The 14,484-nt window shown below is 25.6% G+C and carries 16 protein-coding genes and 1 tRNA gene; 4 read left to right on the top strand and 13 right to left on the bottom strand.

Annotated features, from left to right (window positions below; translation table 11 throughout):
- Window positions 1-7: 7 nt before the first annotated feature.
- The 8 genes from ACTT9L_RS02735 to ACTT9L_RS02770 form a co-directional block, all read right to left on the bottom strand.
- On the bottom strand, window positions 8-784 hold the full coding sequence (locus tag ACTT9L_RS02735) for a hypothetical protein (protein ID WP_440927815.1): 777 nt from the start codon (window positions 782-784) through the stop codon (window positions 8-10).
- Window positions 781-1,548, bottom strand: coding sequence for a hypothetical protein (locus tag ACTT9L_RS02740; RefSeq protein ID WP_440927816.1), 768 nt, complete (start codon window positions 1,546-1,548; stop codon window positions 781-783). Before ACTT9L_RS02740 ends, ACTT9L_RS02735 begins: the two co-directional genes overlap by 4 nt.
- Complete coding sequence (locus ACTT9L_RS02745) at window positions 1,549-2,253, bottom strand: PrsW family intramembrane metalloprotease (RefSeq protein WP_440927817.1); 705 nt, start codon at window positions 2,251-2,253, stop codon at window positions 1,549-1,551.
- 188 nt (window positions 2,254-2,441) lie between these two features.
- Entirely contained in the window at window positions 2,442-3,116 is a 675-nt protein-coding gene (locus ACTT9L_RS02750; protein WP_440927818.1) for an SDR family oxidoreductase, read from the bottom strand.
- Window positions 3,116-4,687, bottom strand: a complete 1,572-nt coding sequence (locus ACTT9L_RS02755) for a radical SAM protein (protein WP_440927819.1) — start codon at window positions 4,685-4,687, stop codon at window positions 3,116-3,118. The genes ACTT9L_RS02750 and ACTT9L_RS02755 overlap by 1 nt, the downstream gene beginning before the upstream one ends.
- Window positions 4,688-4,695: 8 nt before the next feature.
- Window positions 4,696-4,941 carry a hypothetical protein gene (locus ACTT9L_RS02760; RefSeq protein ID WP_440927820.1) on the bottom strand — a complete coding sequence of 82 codons (246 nt, stop codon included), beginning with the start codon at window positions 4,939-4,941 and terminating at the stop codon, window positions 4,696-4,698.
- 142 nt (window positions 4,942-5,083) lie between these two features.
- Window positions 5,084-5,854 (bottom strand): NAD kinase, encoded by a 771-nt coding sequence (locus ACTT9L_RS02765; protein WP_440927821.1) that lies wholly within the window; start codon window positions 5,852-5,854, stop codon window positions 5,084-5,086.
- A gap of 4 nt (window positions 5,855-5,858) precedes the next feature.
- Window positions 5,859-5,944 (bottom strand) — tRNA-Leu (locus tag ACTT9L_RS02770).
- 98 nt (window positions 5,945-6,042) lie between these two features.
- Here ACTT9L_RS02770 and ACTT9L_RS02775 point away from each other — a divergent pair.
- Both ACTT9L_RS02775 and ACTT9L_RS02780 read left to right on the top strand, forming a co-directional pair.
- The gene (locus ACTT9L_RS02775) at window positions 6,043-6,846 is read left to right on the top strand and encodes an HAD-IIB family hydrolase (protein ID WP_440927822.1); all 804 of its coding nucleotides are present in this window, start codon (window positions 6,043-6,045) and stop codon (window positions 6,844-6,846) included.
- A gap of 11 nt (window positions 6,847-6,857) precedes the next feature.
- On the top strand, window positions 6,858-8,078 hold the full coding sequence (locus ACTT9L_RS02780) for a glycosyl transferase (RefSeq protein ID WP_440927823.1): 1,221 nt from the start codon (window positions 6,858-6,860) through the stop codon (window positions 8,076-8,078).
- Between the two features lie 110 nt (window positions 8,079-8,188).
- Here ACTT9L_RS02780 and ACTT9L_RS02785 read toward each other — a convergent pair whose 3' ends face one another.
- The 5 genes from ACTT9L_RS02785 to ACTT9L_RS02805 form a co-directional block, all read right to left on the bottom strand.
- On the bottom strand, window positions 8,189-9,193 hold the full coding sequence (locus ACTT9L_RS02785; RefSeq protein WP_440927824.1) for an NAD-dependent epimerase/dehydratase family protein: 1,005 nt from the start codon (window positions 9,191-9,193) through the stop codon (window positions 8,189-8,191).
- Between the two features lie 6 nt (window positions 9,194-9,199).
- Complete coding sequence (locus ACTT9L_RS02790; protein ID WP_440927825.1) at window positions 9,200-9,940, bottom strand: glycosyltransferase family 2 protein; 741 nt, start codon at window positions 9,938-9,940, stop codon at window positions 9,200-9,202.
- Window positions 9,941-10,007: 67 nt separating this feature from the next.
- Window positions 10,008-11,573 (bottom strand): ArnT family glycosyltransferase, encoded by a 1,566-nt coding sequence (locus ACTT9L_RS02795; protein WP_440927826.1) that lies wholly within the window; start codon window positions 11,571-11,573, stop codon window positions 10,008-10,010.
- Between the two features lie 274 nt (window positions 11,574-11,847).
- Window positions 11,848-12,252, bottom strand: a complete 405-nt coding sequence (locus ACTT9L_RS02800; protein ID WP_440927827.1) for a gamma-glutamylcyclotransferase family protein — start codon at window positions 12,250-12,252, stop codon at window positions 11,848-11,850.
- Window positions 12,252-13,001, bottom strand: a complete 750-nt coding sequence (locus ACTT9L_RS02805; protein ID WP_440927828.1) for a competence/damage-inducible protein A — start codon at window positions 12,999-13,001, stop codon at window positions 12,252-12,254. Before ACTT9L_RS02805 ends, ACTT9L_RS02800 begins: the two co-directional genes overlap by 1 nt.
- 20 nt (window positions 13,002-13,021) lie before the next feature.
- On the opposite strand from ACTT9L_RS02805, the gene sfsA reads away from it, so the two are divergent.
- The gene (gene sfsA, locus ACTT9L_RS02810) at window positions 13,022-13,720 is read left to right on the top strand and encodes a DNA/RNA nuclease SfsA (RefSeq protein ID WP_440927829.1); all 699 of its coding nucleotides are present in this window, start codon (window positions 13,022-13,024) and stop codon (window positions 13,718-13,720) included.
- Complete coding sequence (gene map, locus ACTT9L_RS02815) at window positions 13,713-14,483, top strand: type I methionyl aminopeptidase (RefSeq protein ID WP_440927830.1); 771 nt, start codon at window positions 13,713-13,715, stop codon at window positions 14,481-14,483. Before sfsA ends, map begins: the two co-directional genes overlap by 8 nt.
- The last annotated feature ends 1 nt before the right edge of the window (window position 14,484 follow it).

Genomic DNA, 14,484 nt, shown 5'->3' on the forward strand with positions numbered 1-14,484 from the left:
ATTTGTCTTAAATTTTTGATTTTTTATAAATCAACAATCCTCTAAATAAAATCAACAAACAGAGTAAGCTTAATAACTGGAATACTACACCGAATAGAAGCATAAGTTGTTTTCTATTTTCTATTTTTGAAGACTCATTTATCAATTTATCGAGATCTTTTGATGCATTCGTTCCAAGTTCAGCCATAGTATTTAACAGATCTTGTAAATAATAATTATTGTGTTCTACATAAGCTTTTGTAGTTTCTAGAGCAGAACTTTCAGTATCATTTCCATCTTTATCTGTTAAAACAATTACAAAATCAGGGTCTTTTTCTAACTCACCAGTTAACCAATGATTTTCGTCAATTAAATATTGAAAATATTCAGCAAAGGAAAACTCTTTTTGATTTAATTCTTCACTACTTGTATCTGTTGCCTTTATCTTTTTATCCTTAAGACCTTCTATTACCATTTGATCATTAATAATATCTTCCATTAACCTGGTTTGATCAAAAATATTTGAAAAATAATAAAATTTTTTTTTATCTTCAGAAAATGTAGATGCACTTACAATAAAAACTGTATTTTGAAATGCTAGCAGAAACTCATTTACCCTATTGTTCATTGAAAGATAAGCAGATCTACTTTCTGAGTTTGTTATTATATCAAAGTTAACTTTCCTTAATTTTTCCTCATACTGAATAACAAATTGGTCAAAAACAAAAGTTAAAATTTGAAAAACACCTGCAAGAAAAACCAATGTCCAGTTAAAATTTGATAATTTTCCTTTTGCTCTTCTCATGAAAGTTCTTTTAATTCAAATATTTGTACTAAAGAAAAAATAACCAATTGAAAAATAAACGCATACAAGATTGCATCTGTTGATTTGTCTGTTGTATTTAGAATAATTTTTTTTAATTCTTTTTTTTCACTATCAACAATACGATTATAATCTTGAAAGAATAAATTTATTTGTAAAGTATTATATTCAGATTGGTTCAAATGAAATAAAATATCATCAAATGGAACATTTTTAAGAACTTCCTCAATTTCTAAAATTTCACTACTTTCTAAATATTCATTCTCATTATCAGGGAATTTATCATATATTTCATAAACATAGTTTAACGCGTCTTCATTTGTCTTTTTGATGTTTTTAAAATTATATTTTTTCTTAAGAATTTCATTTTTGATGAGCTCAATATCATCAATGGCATACCTAATTGTAAACGGATACCAAGTTAATAAATAAAAATAAAATCTTTTCTTACTTATGTTAACCTTTTCGTTGTTTTCAATTGTATCATAAGTAAATTTTCCAATTTTAAATTCTAAATTTCTTGATGGTGCGTCTGTTAACCATTCTTGTATTTTAAACTCTTCAAGTTCTAATTTAATTAATTTAACCTTATAATTGTTTAATTTATTTTCAAAATATATTGAAATACCTGAAGATATAAGTGCTGCTAATACTAAAAAAATTCCCAACTCCGAAAAAAATTTCAGTCTTTGTTTATTTTTTTTACTAGTTGCTAAAAGGTTTTTAATTAAAAAAGTTCTAATCATTTATATTTTTATTTTCTCATGTTCGCTTTTTTTATTTTTCTGTTTCCTTTTAAGATCTCTATGAAGGTATAATGAAGAAAAAACTAGAGCAAGTATGACCCACATTGAGTCTGGCCATTCAAGAAAATTATAAAAACCATGAAATAGATAAGGTAAAATTAACGACAATATCAAAAAATTTTTATTTCCAGTAAAAGCATACATTCCAAAATAGTAACCCATTACAGCACCATTAAGTCCATGCAAAGGTATTGCCGAGTATGACCTGCCTAAAGCCACTAAATATGATAATTCAGCAAAATCATAACCTTCATCTTTTGCTATTTGCTCTGCCCATTCATATACGTAAGTATAATTTTCATAAGTTGCAAAACCCAAAGAAACAACAACCCCATAAACTAAACCATCCATAGGTTCATTAAATTCGTTTCTTTTTAAAACTATTAGATAAAGAATTGAAAATTTTAACAATTCTTCGGCCCACGCAGGACCCAAGAAACTACTGACTAAATTTTCAGAGTATTTTGATCCGTCATAAAAAAAATCATGACTTAAACCATTTAAAATTCCCGCAGGTAAACAAATTAAAAAACCAAGAAAAAAAATTAATATTACTGTGCCTTTAGGTTCTTTAAATTTATCGGTAAGTACAAAATATAATAAAATTATTATTGGAGGAACTAATGTAATTAAAAGAGTTATCATTTAAAAATGCTATCAAATGATTAAAATAAAGTCTAACGCAAGTGTAGTCTTTTTGTAGTCTTTATAGATGATGCTTGTAGACGGGAGTCTAAAAGTTAAGTAGTATCAACCTTAATGAAAGGAAAATTATTTACGCTTACTGATTTGTAATCAATAGGTCCGCGGTTCGAATCCGTGCGGGGGCACCATCAAATAATCCCGCCATTCACATCTATAATAGATCCATTAGAATGATTCCAATGATCTTGAAAAATATCATTAATAATTTTAGCTAAATCATCACAATTTAAAATTTTTTTATTAGGTGTACTATTTAATATTTTATTAATATTTTTTTTTGACATCATCCTATGCATCTTAGTCTTATTAATAACTGATGGAGCAATAACATTTACTCTTAAGTTTGAGCCATAATTAATTGATAAAGATTTGGCAATTTTTGATAAAGCACTTTTAGAGGAAGCGTATAATTCGTCAAAACTTCCTTTCCTTTCAGAAATAGAGGAAATAAATATAATATTCATTTTTTTATTTGTCTTTTTTGACAATAATTTAGATAAAATTTTTATTACACCAAGTACATTAATATTAAATAGAGTATTAATTTTTTCAAAGTCATAGTCTGTGACTGTTTTTCCATAAATAATACCAGAAGTTATTAAAATGTTATCAAATTTTATTTTTTTGATGTGTTTAACAAATTCTAAAATAGAAACATCATTATTCAAATCTAAGAAAAAACAATTGTTTTTTGAATTTTTTTTTGTTGTTGTTGTATAAATTAAGTAATTTTTATTAAATAGTTTTTGAAAACTTTTGGAAACACTTGAATTACCTCCAATTATTAAAAGTTTTTTTTTCATTAAGTGCTAGGATAAGAAAAATGTGTTTGAAAATTTATCGTTTTTTTATCAGCAGAATAAACTCTACTTTTTACAGGCCCTAATTCAAAAGGGACCCCAAAAGATTTATCTTTTTTAGCTTGGTCTAAAGTTCTTAGGACTATATGATCCCATGCATCAAGATAATCTAAATCACTTTCTTTCTGAGAAAAATCTTTGTTTAGTTTCAGTGCAGAATCTATAATTTTATCCAAATTATTCTCTTCATTAATTCTACCCAATATATATCTTTTTGATCCAGGACGATCTAAAAAAGCAGCTTCCCTATAACCATAAATATCGCCATAAATATCTACAGCAACAGATATATTTGGAGTACCTTCTTTAAGCAATATGCTTTGGTCTGCAAAAACATCTTCATAAACATGATCGATCAACCCGTTTTTTATTGGCTCCAGACTGTATCCATAATCTACAAATAAATCTTTGTAATTATTTCCATTATTAATTTTTTCTTGAAATTTTTTAAATATTTTCACTAATTCTAATCTTTCATTTCTTTTAAGTCTCAAGTTTGTTGTGCTTCTAAAATCTTCTCTTAATGTTAAAAAGTTTATATTATTTTTTTTATTTCCAACCTGTAAATTAATTTCTTCAATAAAATCTAATAATTTTAAAATCTCTTCACCTCTACCATCTAAAATTATATAATTTAAACCTATTAATGTTTCTAAATTATTTTTATTTTTGTAATTAATTAAATTTACAATATTGTTTTTAACTAGTTTAAATTGATTTTTTTTTCTTACAGTTTTTTCATATTGACTCTCATTTGTTCCATAAAGAGAAATTCTTACACTATATAGATCCTTTACAAATCCAGCTTTCTCTAAAAACTTTTCAGTAAACATTTGACCATTAGTATAAAGAGGAACTTGAAAATTATTTTTTTTCAATTCTTTTATTAAAATATTTAATTTTGGATTGGTTAATGGCTCCAAACCTCCAGAAATATAAAATTTAAACTTGTCTTCTTTTGGTGATGATGAAATTAAATCAATATATTTTTTTATACCTTCGTCTAATTTATTTCTTTCATATTTTGCTGAGTAATTTCTTCCACAAAAGACACATTCGAACATACATGATAAACCTGGGTAAATTCCAATTCTATAAGGATGTATTGGTTCTTTCTTAATTGTTTTATTTAAAGAGCCAGACTCACAAATAGGAATGATTGTATTTTTCCAATATTTTGACCCTACACTATAATTTATAATTAAATTTTGACACAATTCACTGTTTTTTAATTTAGAATTTAAATCAATTAAATTATTAGTTTCCAAATTTGTATCAAATTCTTTAATTATTAATTTGAAAATTTCCTCTTGAGTAATGAATGGCTTATTTCCAATTAAATGTGAAATAAAAAAAATTATATTTAAATCTTTTTCGGAGTATTTAATTTCATTTATTTTATTCTGCTCATCTAAAAAAAATAATTTAAGCTTTTTGATAATATCCGAATTTCTATCAAACTTACTATACATAAATTCTCTTGATAAATTTTGAATTTTGTTTGAATCAATCATATTATTATTTAACTTAATTTATTCTTAATTTTAACATTAATTTCATCTGCCATAACTTTTCCACTCATAAAAGCTTGATCAGACCATAGATAGTCCCATTTTCCAAATCTTCCAATGAGTGAAATTTTCTTTTTTCTTAGAAAATTAATTACAAAATCTCTATTTTTATATATTTTTTTATCAAAAACTACATTGGCATATTTGATATATTTTGAATGTTTAAAAATTAAATCCATTTTTTTAAAAATATTCATTTTAATAAGATTGTCTATTGCCTGCTTTTCAAATTTCTTTATTTTATTTTTATTAATTTTATCATAATGAACTTAAAAAAAATTAATGTAATTTTTTTTTAGGTTCATAAATATTTAAAGAATTAAAAATATTTTTATTTATCTAACTAGTTTCTTTTCTAAGTTGTTCAATTTTAATCTTCTTTTGTAGACTTCTATTTCTATCATATAAAAGATTAAACTTTATTTTATTATTTTTTTTTATTGTAATTGATTTAGCATTTCTTACTTCCAAATTATCTGCTACAGCACTTATTGGTCTTTTAGAAGGATTTAAATTTGTAATAATAATTTTAGATTTATCATTAACGATTTTGCCCTTCCACCTTCTAGGTCTAAACGCACTTATTGGTGATATGGATAACTTTTTTGAATGTAAGCTTAAAATAGGACCATGAACAGAAAGATTATATGCTGTACTACCAGCAGGTGTTGATACCAGTACACCATCAGAAATTAATTGTTTAATTATTTGTTTTGATCCTTGTTTAATAGATATAGATGCAGCTTGCCTGCTTTGTCTAAGCACAGACACTTCGTTTATTGCTATTGATTTTTTAATTTGCTTATTTTTATTTCTAACAATCATTTCTAAAGGAAAAATTGAAACCAAATTAGCCTTTGACAAATTTTTTATAATATCTTTTGAAGAAAATTTATTCATAAGGAAACCATAATTTCCAGAATTAATCCCATAAAAATGTTTTTTTGAATTTTTATTATTTTTAAGTGTTTGAAGCATGAAACCATCACCTCCAATAACAATTATAAGATTATCTTTTTTAAATTGATTAGATTTTATTTTTTTTAATAATAAATTTTTAATCTTATAAGATTTTTTATTTGTATCAGAAATTATTTGCAGTTTGTTCATTTAGTGGTGCCCTCGGCCAGACTCGAACTGGCACTCCGCAAGCGGCAAGGATTTTAAGTCCTTTGTGTCTACCAATTTCACCACGAGGGCATTAATGAATTTCATGAGTATTTATGCTAATATTTATAATTGAACAAGTCTAATTAGTAAAATTGTTATTTATTAGAATATTTTATAAATATCAATCAATGGAAAAAGCAATCAAAGTTTTGATATTTACTGACCTAGACGGCTCTCTGCTTCATAGAGATACGTTTAAATTTGATGAAATAAAAGACTATTTAAAAGAACTAATATCAAAAGGAATTTTTATAATTCCCAATACTAGCAAAACTGAGAAAGAAATTTTACAGTTTAATAAAGAGTTAGGATTAAATTTACCTTTTATTTCTGAAAATGGATCAGCTATTTATGGCTTAGAATTATTAAATTTAGACTTACCTAAGGAATTAATTCTTAGCAGAGAAAAAAGTGATCTTTTAAATATTTTTAAAAATATAGTTCCAATAAACCTGCAAAATAAATGCAAATTGGTATCTGAAATGAATAAAAAAAAACAAAGTTTAGTTTTTGGTTTAGAAGATAAAAAACTAAAGATGGCTTTAAATCGTAAATACACTATTCCATTTGTATTTGAGGGAACCAAAAACCAAAGAAATGAATTATCTAAGATAATTAAAAATGAAGATCTTTATTTACAAGAAGGAGGAAGGGTAATTAATTTAACTGATAGGGTTAGTAAAGCTAAAGCTCTTCAAATATTTGTAAGATTTTTAAAAAAAAATAATAAAAATATGAAAACAATAGCTGTTGGTGATAATTACAATGATTTAGACATGCTAAAAAAGAGTGATTTTCCGTGCTTAGTATTCAATGATAAATTCACTTTAGATGAAATTCCTATAAATAATTTGATAACAACAAATAAGCCATCTCCTGAAGGCTGGGCAGATGTGATTAAAAAGGCTCTAGTTAAAATAAACGAAAATTAATAAAATGAATTATGAGTGAATTTTCGCAAAATGGTATTATTTCAACACTTCATGACTTTGGAACAAAGTCAACAAAGCAAATAGAAAAAGAGCTTTTAAGTTTTTCAAAAGAGAGAAAAATGGAACTTATATTACCTTGTCTTTATAGCGAATTAAATGGAGATGCATTACCAAAAATTGTTTCTGAAATTGCTCAAACTAATTATCTACATCATATAATAATAGGACTAGATCAGGCTAATGAAAAACAAGCGAGAAAGGCATGGACATTTTTTGAAAAATTAGAAACTCCATTCACAATACTTTGGAACGATGGTCCAAATTTAAAAAAATTAGATAAAGAATTACAAAAAAAAGCATTAGCACCGAATGAAAAAGGCAAAGGCAGAAATGTTTGGTACTGCATAGGAATGTCTATAGCAAGAAATAGTGCAAGATCTGTCGCTTTACATGATTGTGATATAAAAACATATGATCGAAGAATGTTAGCAAAATTATTTTATCCAGTAGTTAATCCATTATTCAATTTTGAATTTTGCAAAGGTTTCTATCCTAGGGTAGCAGATAACAAAATGAATGGAAGAGTAGCAAGGCTATTAGTTTTCCCACTACTAAACGCTTTAGAAAAAACAATAGGGAAAAGTGAATATTTAGATTTTATGAAATCGTTTAAATATCCACTAGCTGGAGAATTTTCTTTTAGAAGAAATATTCTACCAGAATTAAGAATTTCATCAGACTGGGGGATAGAAATTGGAATTTTGTCGGAAATGCAAAGAAACTTTTCTCCTCAAAATATTTGTCAGGTTGATTTAGCTGATACTTATGACCATAAACATCAGGATTTATCTACTGATGATGAAAATAAAGGTCTTTCAAGAATGTCCATTGACATAATAAAAACCTTTATAAAAAAACTTGCTACACAAGGTCACTCGTTTAGTAGAGAGCAATTAAGATCACTTAAAGCAACTTACTATAGGTCAGCACTTGATTTAATTGACGCTTATCGAGGCGATGCTGAAATGAATGGTTTGAAATTTGACTCTCATTCTGAAGAAAAGGCTGTAGAGTTATTTTCTAGAAATATAATTAAAGCAGGAGAAGATTTTTATTTAAATCCAATGGATGCTCCGTTTATACCAACTTGGAGTAGAGTTAAGAGTGCTATACCAGATTTTTTAATAAGATTAGAAAAAGCTGTTAACGAAGATAATAAATTTTATCTTTAAAAGATTCTAAGTCCTTTGTGTCTACTAATTTAACCTCGAGTGCATTAATGAATTTCATGAGTGTTTATGCTAATATTTATAATTGAACAAGAGTAATAAGTAAATTTTTTTTAAAATACTTTCTTTTTCCACGTATCTGGTGTGAGTTTAGTATTTATTTCTAATTCATAATTATATTCAAATTTTTTAGGCCCTTTTTTCTTAATATAATCTATAACTTTATCAATTGAATCGCTTAAATTTACTGACGTTTGATAATTAAGATGTTTTCTTGCTTTATCAGATGAACAAATTGCGTGCTTAACTTCATTCGGTCTATCATTTACATATTCAGCAGGTTCGTTGTATTGAAGTTTATTACAAAGTATTTTGTATAATTCATTAATAGTTATACTTTCTTCGTCTGGGCCTATATTAAATGTTTCAGAAACTATATCTTTATTTGTAATTAGTTTATCTAAACAATAGATACAATCATCTATATCAGAAAAATTTCTTGTTTGTTCACCATCTCCATAAATAATTGGTCTTCTTTTTTGTAAAATCAAATTTGTCATTATAGAAACAACATTTCTATATGGGTCGTCGTATTTTTGTTTAGGACCTATAATGTTATGAGGAACAGCGATATTGTATTCAAATTTATGTGTCTTTGCTAAAATTTTAAGAGTATTTTCTGCAGCTAATTTTGATACTCCATATGGGTCAACTGGATTTACTTTTTGCTCTTCATAAAATGGAGTTTGCACATCTCCATATCTAGCCATTGAGGAACAAAAAACAATTCTTTTAACATTATTTTGAATTGCAGCAGTAAATACTGATATTGATCCAATATAATTACTTTTGCATATTAAGTATGGTGAAAATGAAGACAAACCTTCATGAGGATAAGCAGCGGCATGAACTAGAATATCAACGTCACGCATAATTTTTGACATTTCTTCAAGATTTTCGCAATCAGCTTTAAAAAATTTAACTTTATTTTGATCGATATTATCTAAAGTTCCTCCAACTAAATTATCACAACCAGAGACGGTGAAATTTTTTTTAAGGTAATAATCAGCTAAATTTGCACCGAGAAAACCTGCTATACCGGTTATAAATATTTTCATTATTAATTATTTTTTAAATTTTGATTTTAAAGTGCTTAATAGCACTTTTAATCCATATGGAATAGATTTTAAATGAGATACTTCATCTCCATAGTAAGTAGGTATATGAATTTCTAAAATTTTTAATTTTTTTTTTAAAAACTCTATTATTATTTCTGTATCAAAATGATAATAATCCGCCATTTTTTGATAATTTATTATTTTTAAACTATCAACTTTAAATGACCTATATCCTGAATGAAATTCACTCATTTTAGATCCTAAAATTAAATTTTGAACAAATGTTAAGCCAATATTTCCTAAAAACTTGTAAATTGGCATTCCTCCTTTTAGTGCACTAGAGTAAGATTTCATTCTAGATCCAAAAACTGCATCTATATTTTTATCTTCAAATCTGTTTATAAAATCTGGAAGCTTTTCTGGTAAGTATTGTCCATCTCCATGAAGCATAATAACAAAATCAAAAGATTTTTCTATAGCGTAATTAAATGCATATTTTTGAACTCCTCCATATCCTAAGTTTTTGTTAGAGCTAAATACGTCAATATCATAGTTATAATCATTTTTTATACGAGCAATTTCTAAATTTGTTTTATCATTTGAATAATCATTAATAATTAATAAACTAATTTTATTTTTTTCAAAGATACTATGAGGTATATTTGAAACCACTGAATAAATTTTTTTTTCAACATTGTAAGCTGGAATAAATATTAAAATTTTTTTATTATCTGATGTAAGTGTCATTTTAAATCTTAATGTTTTAAATTAAATTAATTCATTTATTTATTAAATGTTCAATAATTTATCTTAACTATAAGTTTTTGAATTCTACTCTATCTTCATAAACAATAGCACAAATTTTTTCTTGCTTTTCAAAATTAGTATACAATTTTGATTTATTTCTTATATTAACATTGTAAACAGAAAACTTTTCATGATTTAATGTTTTTTTTAAAATATTCCAAAAAGGATATTTTAAATTATTTGTCAAATAATTGTCTAAACCAATAGATCTACATCCGTTTTCCTTTATTTTTTTTATTATATCAATATGGGTGCTATATAAGTCTCTCTTATGGTAATATTTATCTGCTACATAGTAAAGCTCGTCACGATTTAATGATATAAAATCAGCTTGTTTAAAATTTAAATTTTTTTCGTTAAATTCTAATTTTGCAATTAAAGGTCTTGATTTGTTAAAAAATAGATAAGGTAAAGAATATAAAAACAATGAAGTTGATATTAATAAAACAAAATTCTTTATTTTAAATTTGCTTATCATTAATGCAGTAAATGGCGAAATTAATACAAAAGATATTAATAGAATTCTATTTCCTTGAGGCATCCATTTAACTAAAAAAGAAAAAATCAAAAAACCAAATACTATTGATGTTAAATATAAAATATCAGTTTTATTTCTCTCTTTTTGAAGAGTAAAAAAAATAACTACTAAAATTATTATTATAAAATGCAATGTATTTGGTGCTGTACTCTCATAAAATGAAAATGGAATATAATATCCTCGGCTTCCCATTGTAGTTCTTGGATCTCCAGGTGTAACTTCTAAATATTTATGAATTTTTTGAACTACTTTACTTGTTAATTCATTGGTAGCTTTATTTGGTAAAGATAAATTTAAACTTAAATTTTTAATTGTATTAGAAGTAAATCCATGAATATTCAAAACCTCATTATTCCAACTTGGACTTTCATTGCTAATACCAAGCGGATTATTGTAAAGACTAATATTTCTAAAAAAATGTCCCGAATTAATTATTAAAAAAATTACAACTATTACAAAAGATAAATAAATTTTTTTTGATTTAAATGTTAAATGCCATCCAAACCAGATACAAAATGGTAAAGCAAAAAAATAAAAAGTACCTTTTGTGAGAACACCTAAGCCTAAACAAATAGAAAAAAACACTAAATATAAGAAACTATTTTGCCTTATAAATTTTAAAAGAAAATAAACCATCAATACAATCCACATAGTTGTTACATAATCTGTTTGGGTGCTGGTACTTTGCATTATACCCATAGGTATTGAAGCACAAAAAAGAGCTGAGAGTATTTGATATTTAGTATTACAATTAAGTTCCTTGGCAATTAATGAAACACCTAAACAACTCACAAACATACTGTACCACTGAGCTAAATTTGCTAGAAGATCTCCTCCTACTAAAAGATATAGATGTAAAATAATATATTCAGAAAAAGGTGCTAAAATTAATTCTCTAAGATCGTTTGTAGGATAAAAATTTAAGTTTTCGTTTTGTATCCAATTCATTACTTTTGTCATATGATAAGTCATTGCATCTAAAGTATTAGGTGCATAGATGATGGCGTTTATAAAAGTAATTAAAAATATAAACAAAATAAAAAAAATTTCAGGGGTAAATTTTAATTTTTGAAAAATTATTTTGGTGAAATATTTTTTTTTAATTAATATTAAGCTTAATATTATTACTATTGATATCCAAAATATTCGTATGCTTAATTGGTTCAATATATTTAATTGACTAAAAATTTCAGTCGATAAAAATATTAAAGAGAAAAAAATTATTGATGAAAATATTATAAATTTTCGTAAACACATTTAACAACAAAACTATTATATTTTATATAACTGTATATAAAAAAATTCTAAATTACTGTGATTTTAAACCTATTTTTAAAAACTTTATATCTAATCCACAATCTTTATAACCTCTTTTAACAATATTTAAATATCTTTCAGTAGGAAATTTAAATGGTGTTTTTTTAACCATTGTATAAGTCATAACTTTTTTTCCATAATAATAAAAATAATGTTTTTTATAGAGAATTGGAAAATCTTCATATACATCTAACTTTTTTTCATCACTTTTTGAAATTTCAAATAAAGCTCCTGGTACAATAGAATTTTTTTTATGTTCTATGTCTGCAGCTCTATATTTGCTTCTAAATGTTAGTTTGAAATTTTTTAAATTTATTTTTTTTAAGAAAATACTATCTTTGCACCTACGTTTCATTTGAAAATGATCAAGATTACTACCATAAGCAAAATACAACATTACCTATCTACTACCTCAATTTTTTTCTCATTCACAAATTTTAAAATTTCTGAATTACAATTATCAATTTTGCTTTGATCTTCTGACCTTATTACAATTGAAACACCTAATTTCCCAGCATGAAAAAATGGATAACTTCCTATTTCAACATCCTTATTATTATTTTGAACTTTAGTTAAAGAATTTGCTATTTCGCTTTCAACTGTTTTTAAACTTATAGTAAGACTTTTAATTGGTTCTCCACCAACAATTTCATTTGTTAAACCACCTAACATTGATTTTAAAATAGAGGGAACACCTGGTAATGAATATACATTCTTAACATTAAAACCTGGTGCACCACTTGTAGGATTTAAAATTAAATTTGCATTCTCTGGCATCCACGCCATTTTTTGTCTCCCCTTATTAAATTCACCTGGTTGATAATATTTTTCTAAAATTTTAAAAGCTTCTTTATGTACTTCATATTTTATTCCAAAAGCCTTTGATACTGATTGAGCTGTAATATCATCATGTGTTGGTCCTATACCTCCAGTTGTAAAAACATAATCATATGTTGATCTAAGTAAATTTAAGGTATCCACAATTATTTTTTCAACGTCTGGAATTACTCGAACTTCTGCAACATTAACTCCAATTGAATTTAACCATATTGCTAAAGTTGAGGTATTTGTGTCTAAGGTTCTACCAGACAAAATTTCGTTACCAATAATTAATATTGATGCATTTACTTTTGCTTTTTTTTCCATATGAAATATATAATTTAGTAATGGAATTTACCAAGTCTTTAATAAAAGGCAAACTAATCAAACGATATAAAAGATTTTTTACCGATGTAAAACTGGGTAAGGAAATTGTCACAGCTCACTGTCCTAACACAGGATCAATGAAAGGATTATTAGATGAAGGAAATGAAGTTTATTTGCTTCCTAATAATGATCCAAAAAGAAAGCTTAAATATGGATTGGAAATTATCAAATCTAGAAAAAATTTAGTAGGTGTAAATACCCATATGGCCAATAGAATAATTGAACATGGTCTCAAAAATAATTTAGTAAAAGAACTAAAGAATAATGACATTATAAAACCAGAAGTTTTTTTTAATAAAGAAACACGGTTTGATTTTTTATTAGAAAAAAAGGGTCAAAAAATGTTTTTAGAGGTTAAAAATGTTACATTGTTTAGAAATAAGGATACTGCTGAATTTCCAGATGCTCCAACAGCAAGAGGAACTAAGCATTTATTAACCCTTATTGATGCCATAAAAAAAAGTTATAAAACATACTTAATATTTTTAGTTCAAGTTCAAAATATGAATTACTTTAAAATAGCTAAAGATATAGATGAAGAATATTATAAGAGCTATTTAATTGCTAAAAAAGCTGGTGTTAATTTTTTAGCGTATAGATGTAATATAAGTTCTAAAAAAATTTTTATAGATAAAAAATTAAAAATTATAGATGACTGATTATAAAGAAAAATTTGAAAAAATGAGAATTGCAGGAAACTTGGCTGCAAAAACTTTAGATATGTTAACTGATAATATTAAAGAAGGTGTATCCACTGATCATATCGATAAACTTGGATATGAATTTATTAGAGACAATGGTGGCTACTCAGCTCCTCTGTATTATAGAGGATTTACAAAATCTTTATGCACATCTTTAAATCATGTAATATGTCATGGAATACCCTCAGATAGAATTTTACAAGAAGGTGATGCTGTAAATGTTGATGTTACTGCAATTGTTGATGAACATTATGGTGATACAAGCAGAATGTTTTGTATTGGAAAAACCCCAGTAAAGTTAAACAATCTTATAGATGCTACCCACGAATCTATGATGAGAGCTATTAGAATTTTAAAACCTGGAATTAAATTAGGAGATATTGGTTATGAAATTCAATCATTTGTAGAAGAAAAAGGATTTTCAGTTGTCAGAGATTTTTGTGGTCACGGAATAAGTACAACATTTCATGAGCCACCAAATATTTTACACTACGGTAAAAAAAATACAGGCACAGAATTAAGACCGGGTATGACATTTACGATAGAACCAATGATTAATGCGGGTAAATACGATATTAAAATGTTAAACGATGGTTGGACAGCTGTTACGAAAGATAAATCTTTATCTGCACAATTTGAACATACGTTAGGAATTACTGAAAATGGTTATGAAATCTTTACAGAATCTGCTAAAGGTTATTTAAAGCCTCCATACTTATAAT

This window comes from Candidatus Pelagibacter sp. (genome assembly GCF_052049675.1).
Classification (GTDB): domain Bacteria; phylum Pseudomonadota; class Alphaproteobacteria; order Pelagibacterales; family Pelagibacteraceae; genus Pelagibacter.

What these genes read in the sequence shown, in the direction of transcription:
- ACTT9L_RS02735 (WP_440927815.1), bottom strand. Translation starts at nt 784, where the DNA reads ATGAGAAGAGCAAAAGGAAAATTATCAAATTTTAACTGGACATTGGTT.
- ACTT9L_RS02740 (WP_440927816.1), bottom strand. Translation starts at nt 1,548, where the DNA reads ATGATTAGAACTTTTTTAATTAAAAACCTTTTAGCAACTAGTAAAAAA.
- ACTT9L_RS02745 (WP_440927817.1), bottom strand. Translation starts at nt 2,253, where the DNA reads ATGATAACTCTTTTAATTACATTAGTTCCTCCAATAATAATTTTATTA.
- ACTT9L_RS02750 (WP_440927818.1), bottom strand. Translation starts at nt 3,116, where the DNA reads ATGAAAAAAAAACTTTTAATAATTGGAGGTAATTCAAGTGTTTCCAAA.
- ACTT9L_RS02755 (WP_440927819.1), bottom strand. Translation starts at nt 4,687, where the DNA reads ATGATTGATTCAAACAAAATTCAAAATTTATCAAGAGAATTTATGTAT.
- ACTT9L_RS02760 (WP_440927820.1), bottom strand. Translation starts at nt 4,941, where the DNA reads ATGAATATTTTTAAAAAAATGGATTTAATTTTTAAACATTCAAAATAT.
- ACTT9L_RS02765 (WP_440927821.1), bottom strand. Translation starts at nt 5,854, where the DNA reads ATGAACAAACTGCAAATAATTTCTGATACAAATAAAAAATCTTATAAG.
- ACTT9L_RS02775 (WP_440927822.1), top strand. Translation starts at nt 6,043, where the DNA reads ATGGAAAAAGCAATCAAAGTTTTGATATTTACTGACCTAGACGGCTCT.
- ACTT9L_RS02780 (WP_440927823.1), top strand. Translation starts at nt 6,858, where the DNA reads ATGAGTGAATTTTCGCAAAATGGTATTATTTCAACACTTCATGACTTT.
- ACTT9L_RS02785 (WP_440927824.1), bottom strand. Translation starts at nt 9,193, where the DNA reads ATGAAAATATTTATAACCGGTATAGCAGGTTTTCTCGGTGCAAATTTA.
- ACTT9L_RS02790 (WP_440927825.1), bottom strand. Translation starts at nt 9,940, where the DNA reads ATGACACTTACATCAGATAATAAAAAAATTTTAATATTTATTCCAGCT.
- ACTT9L_RS02800 (WP_440927827.1), bottom strand. Translation starts at nt 12,252, where the DNA reads ATGTTGTATTTTGCTTATGGTAGTAATCTTGATCATTTTCAAATGAAA.
- ACTT9L_RS02805 (WP_440927828.1), bottom strand. Translation starts at nt 13,001, where the DNA reads ATGGAAAAAAAAGCAAAAGTAAATGCATCAATATTAATTATTGGTAAC.
- sfsA (WP_440927829.1), top strand. Translation starts at nt 13,022, where the DNA reads ATGGAATTTACCAAGTCTTTAATAAAAGGCAAACTAATCAAACGATAT.
- map (WP_440927830.1), top strand. Translation starts at nt 13,713, where the DNA reads ATGACTGATTATAAAGAAAAATTTGAAAAAATGAGAATTGCAGGAAAC.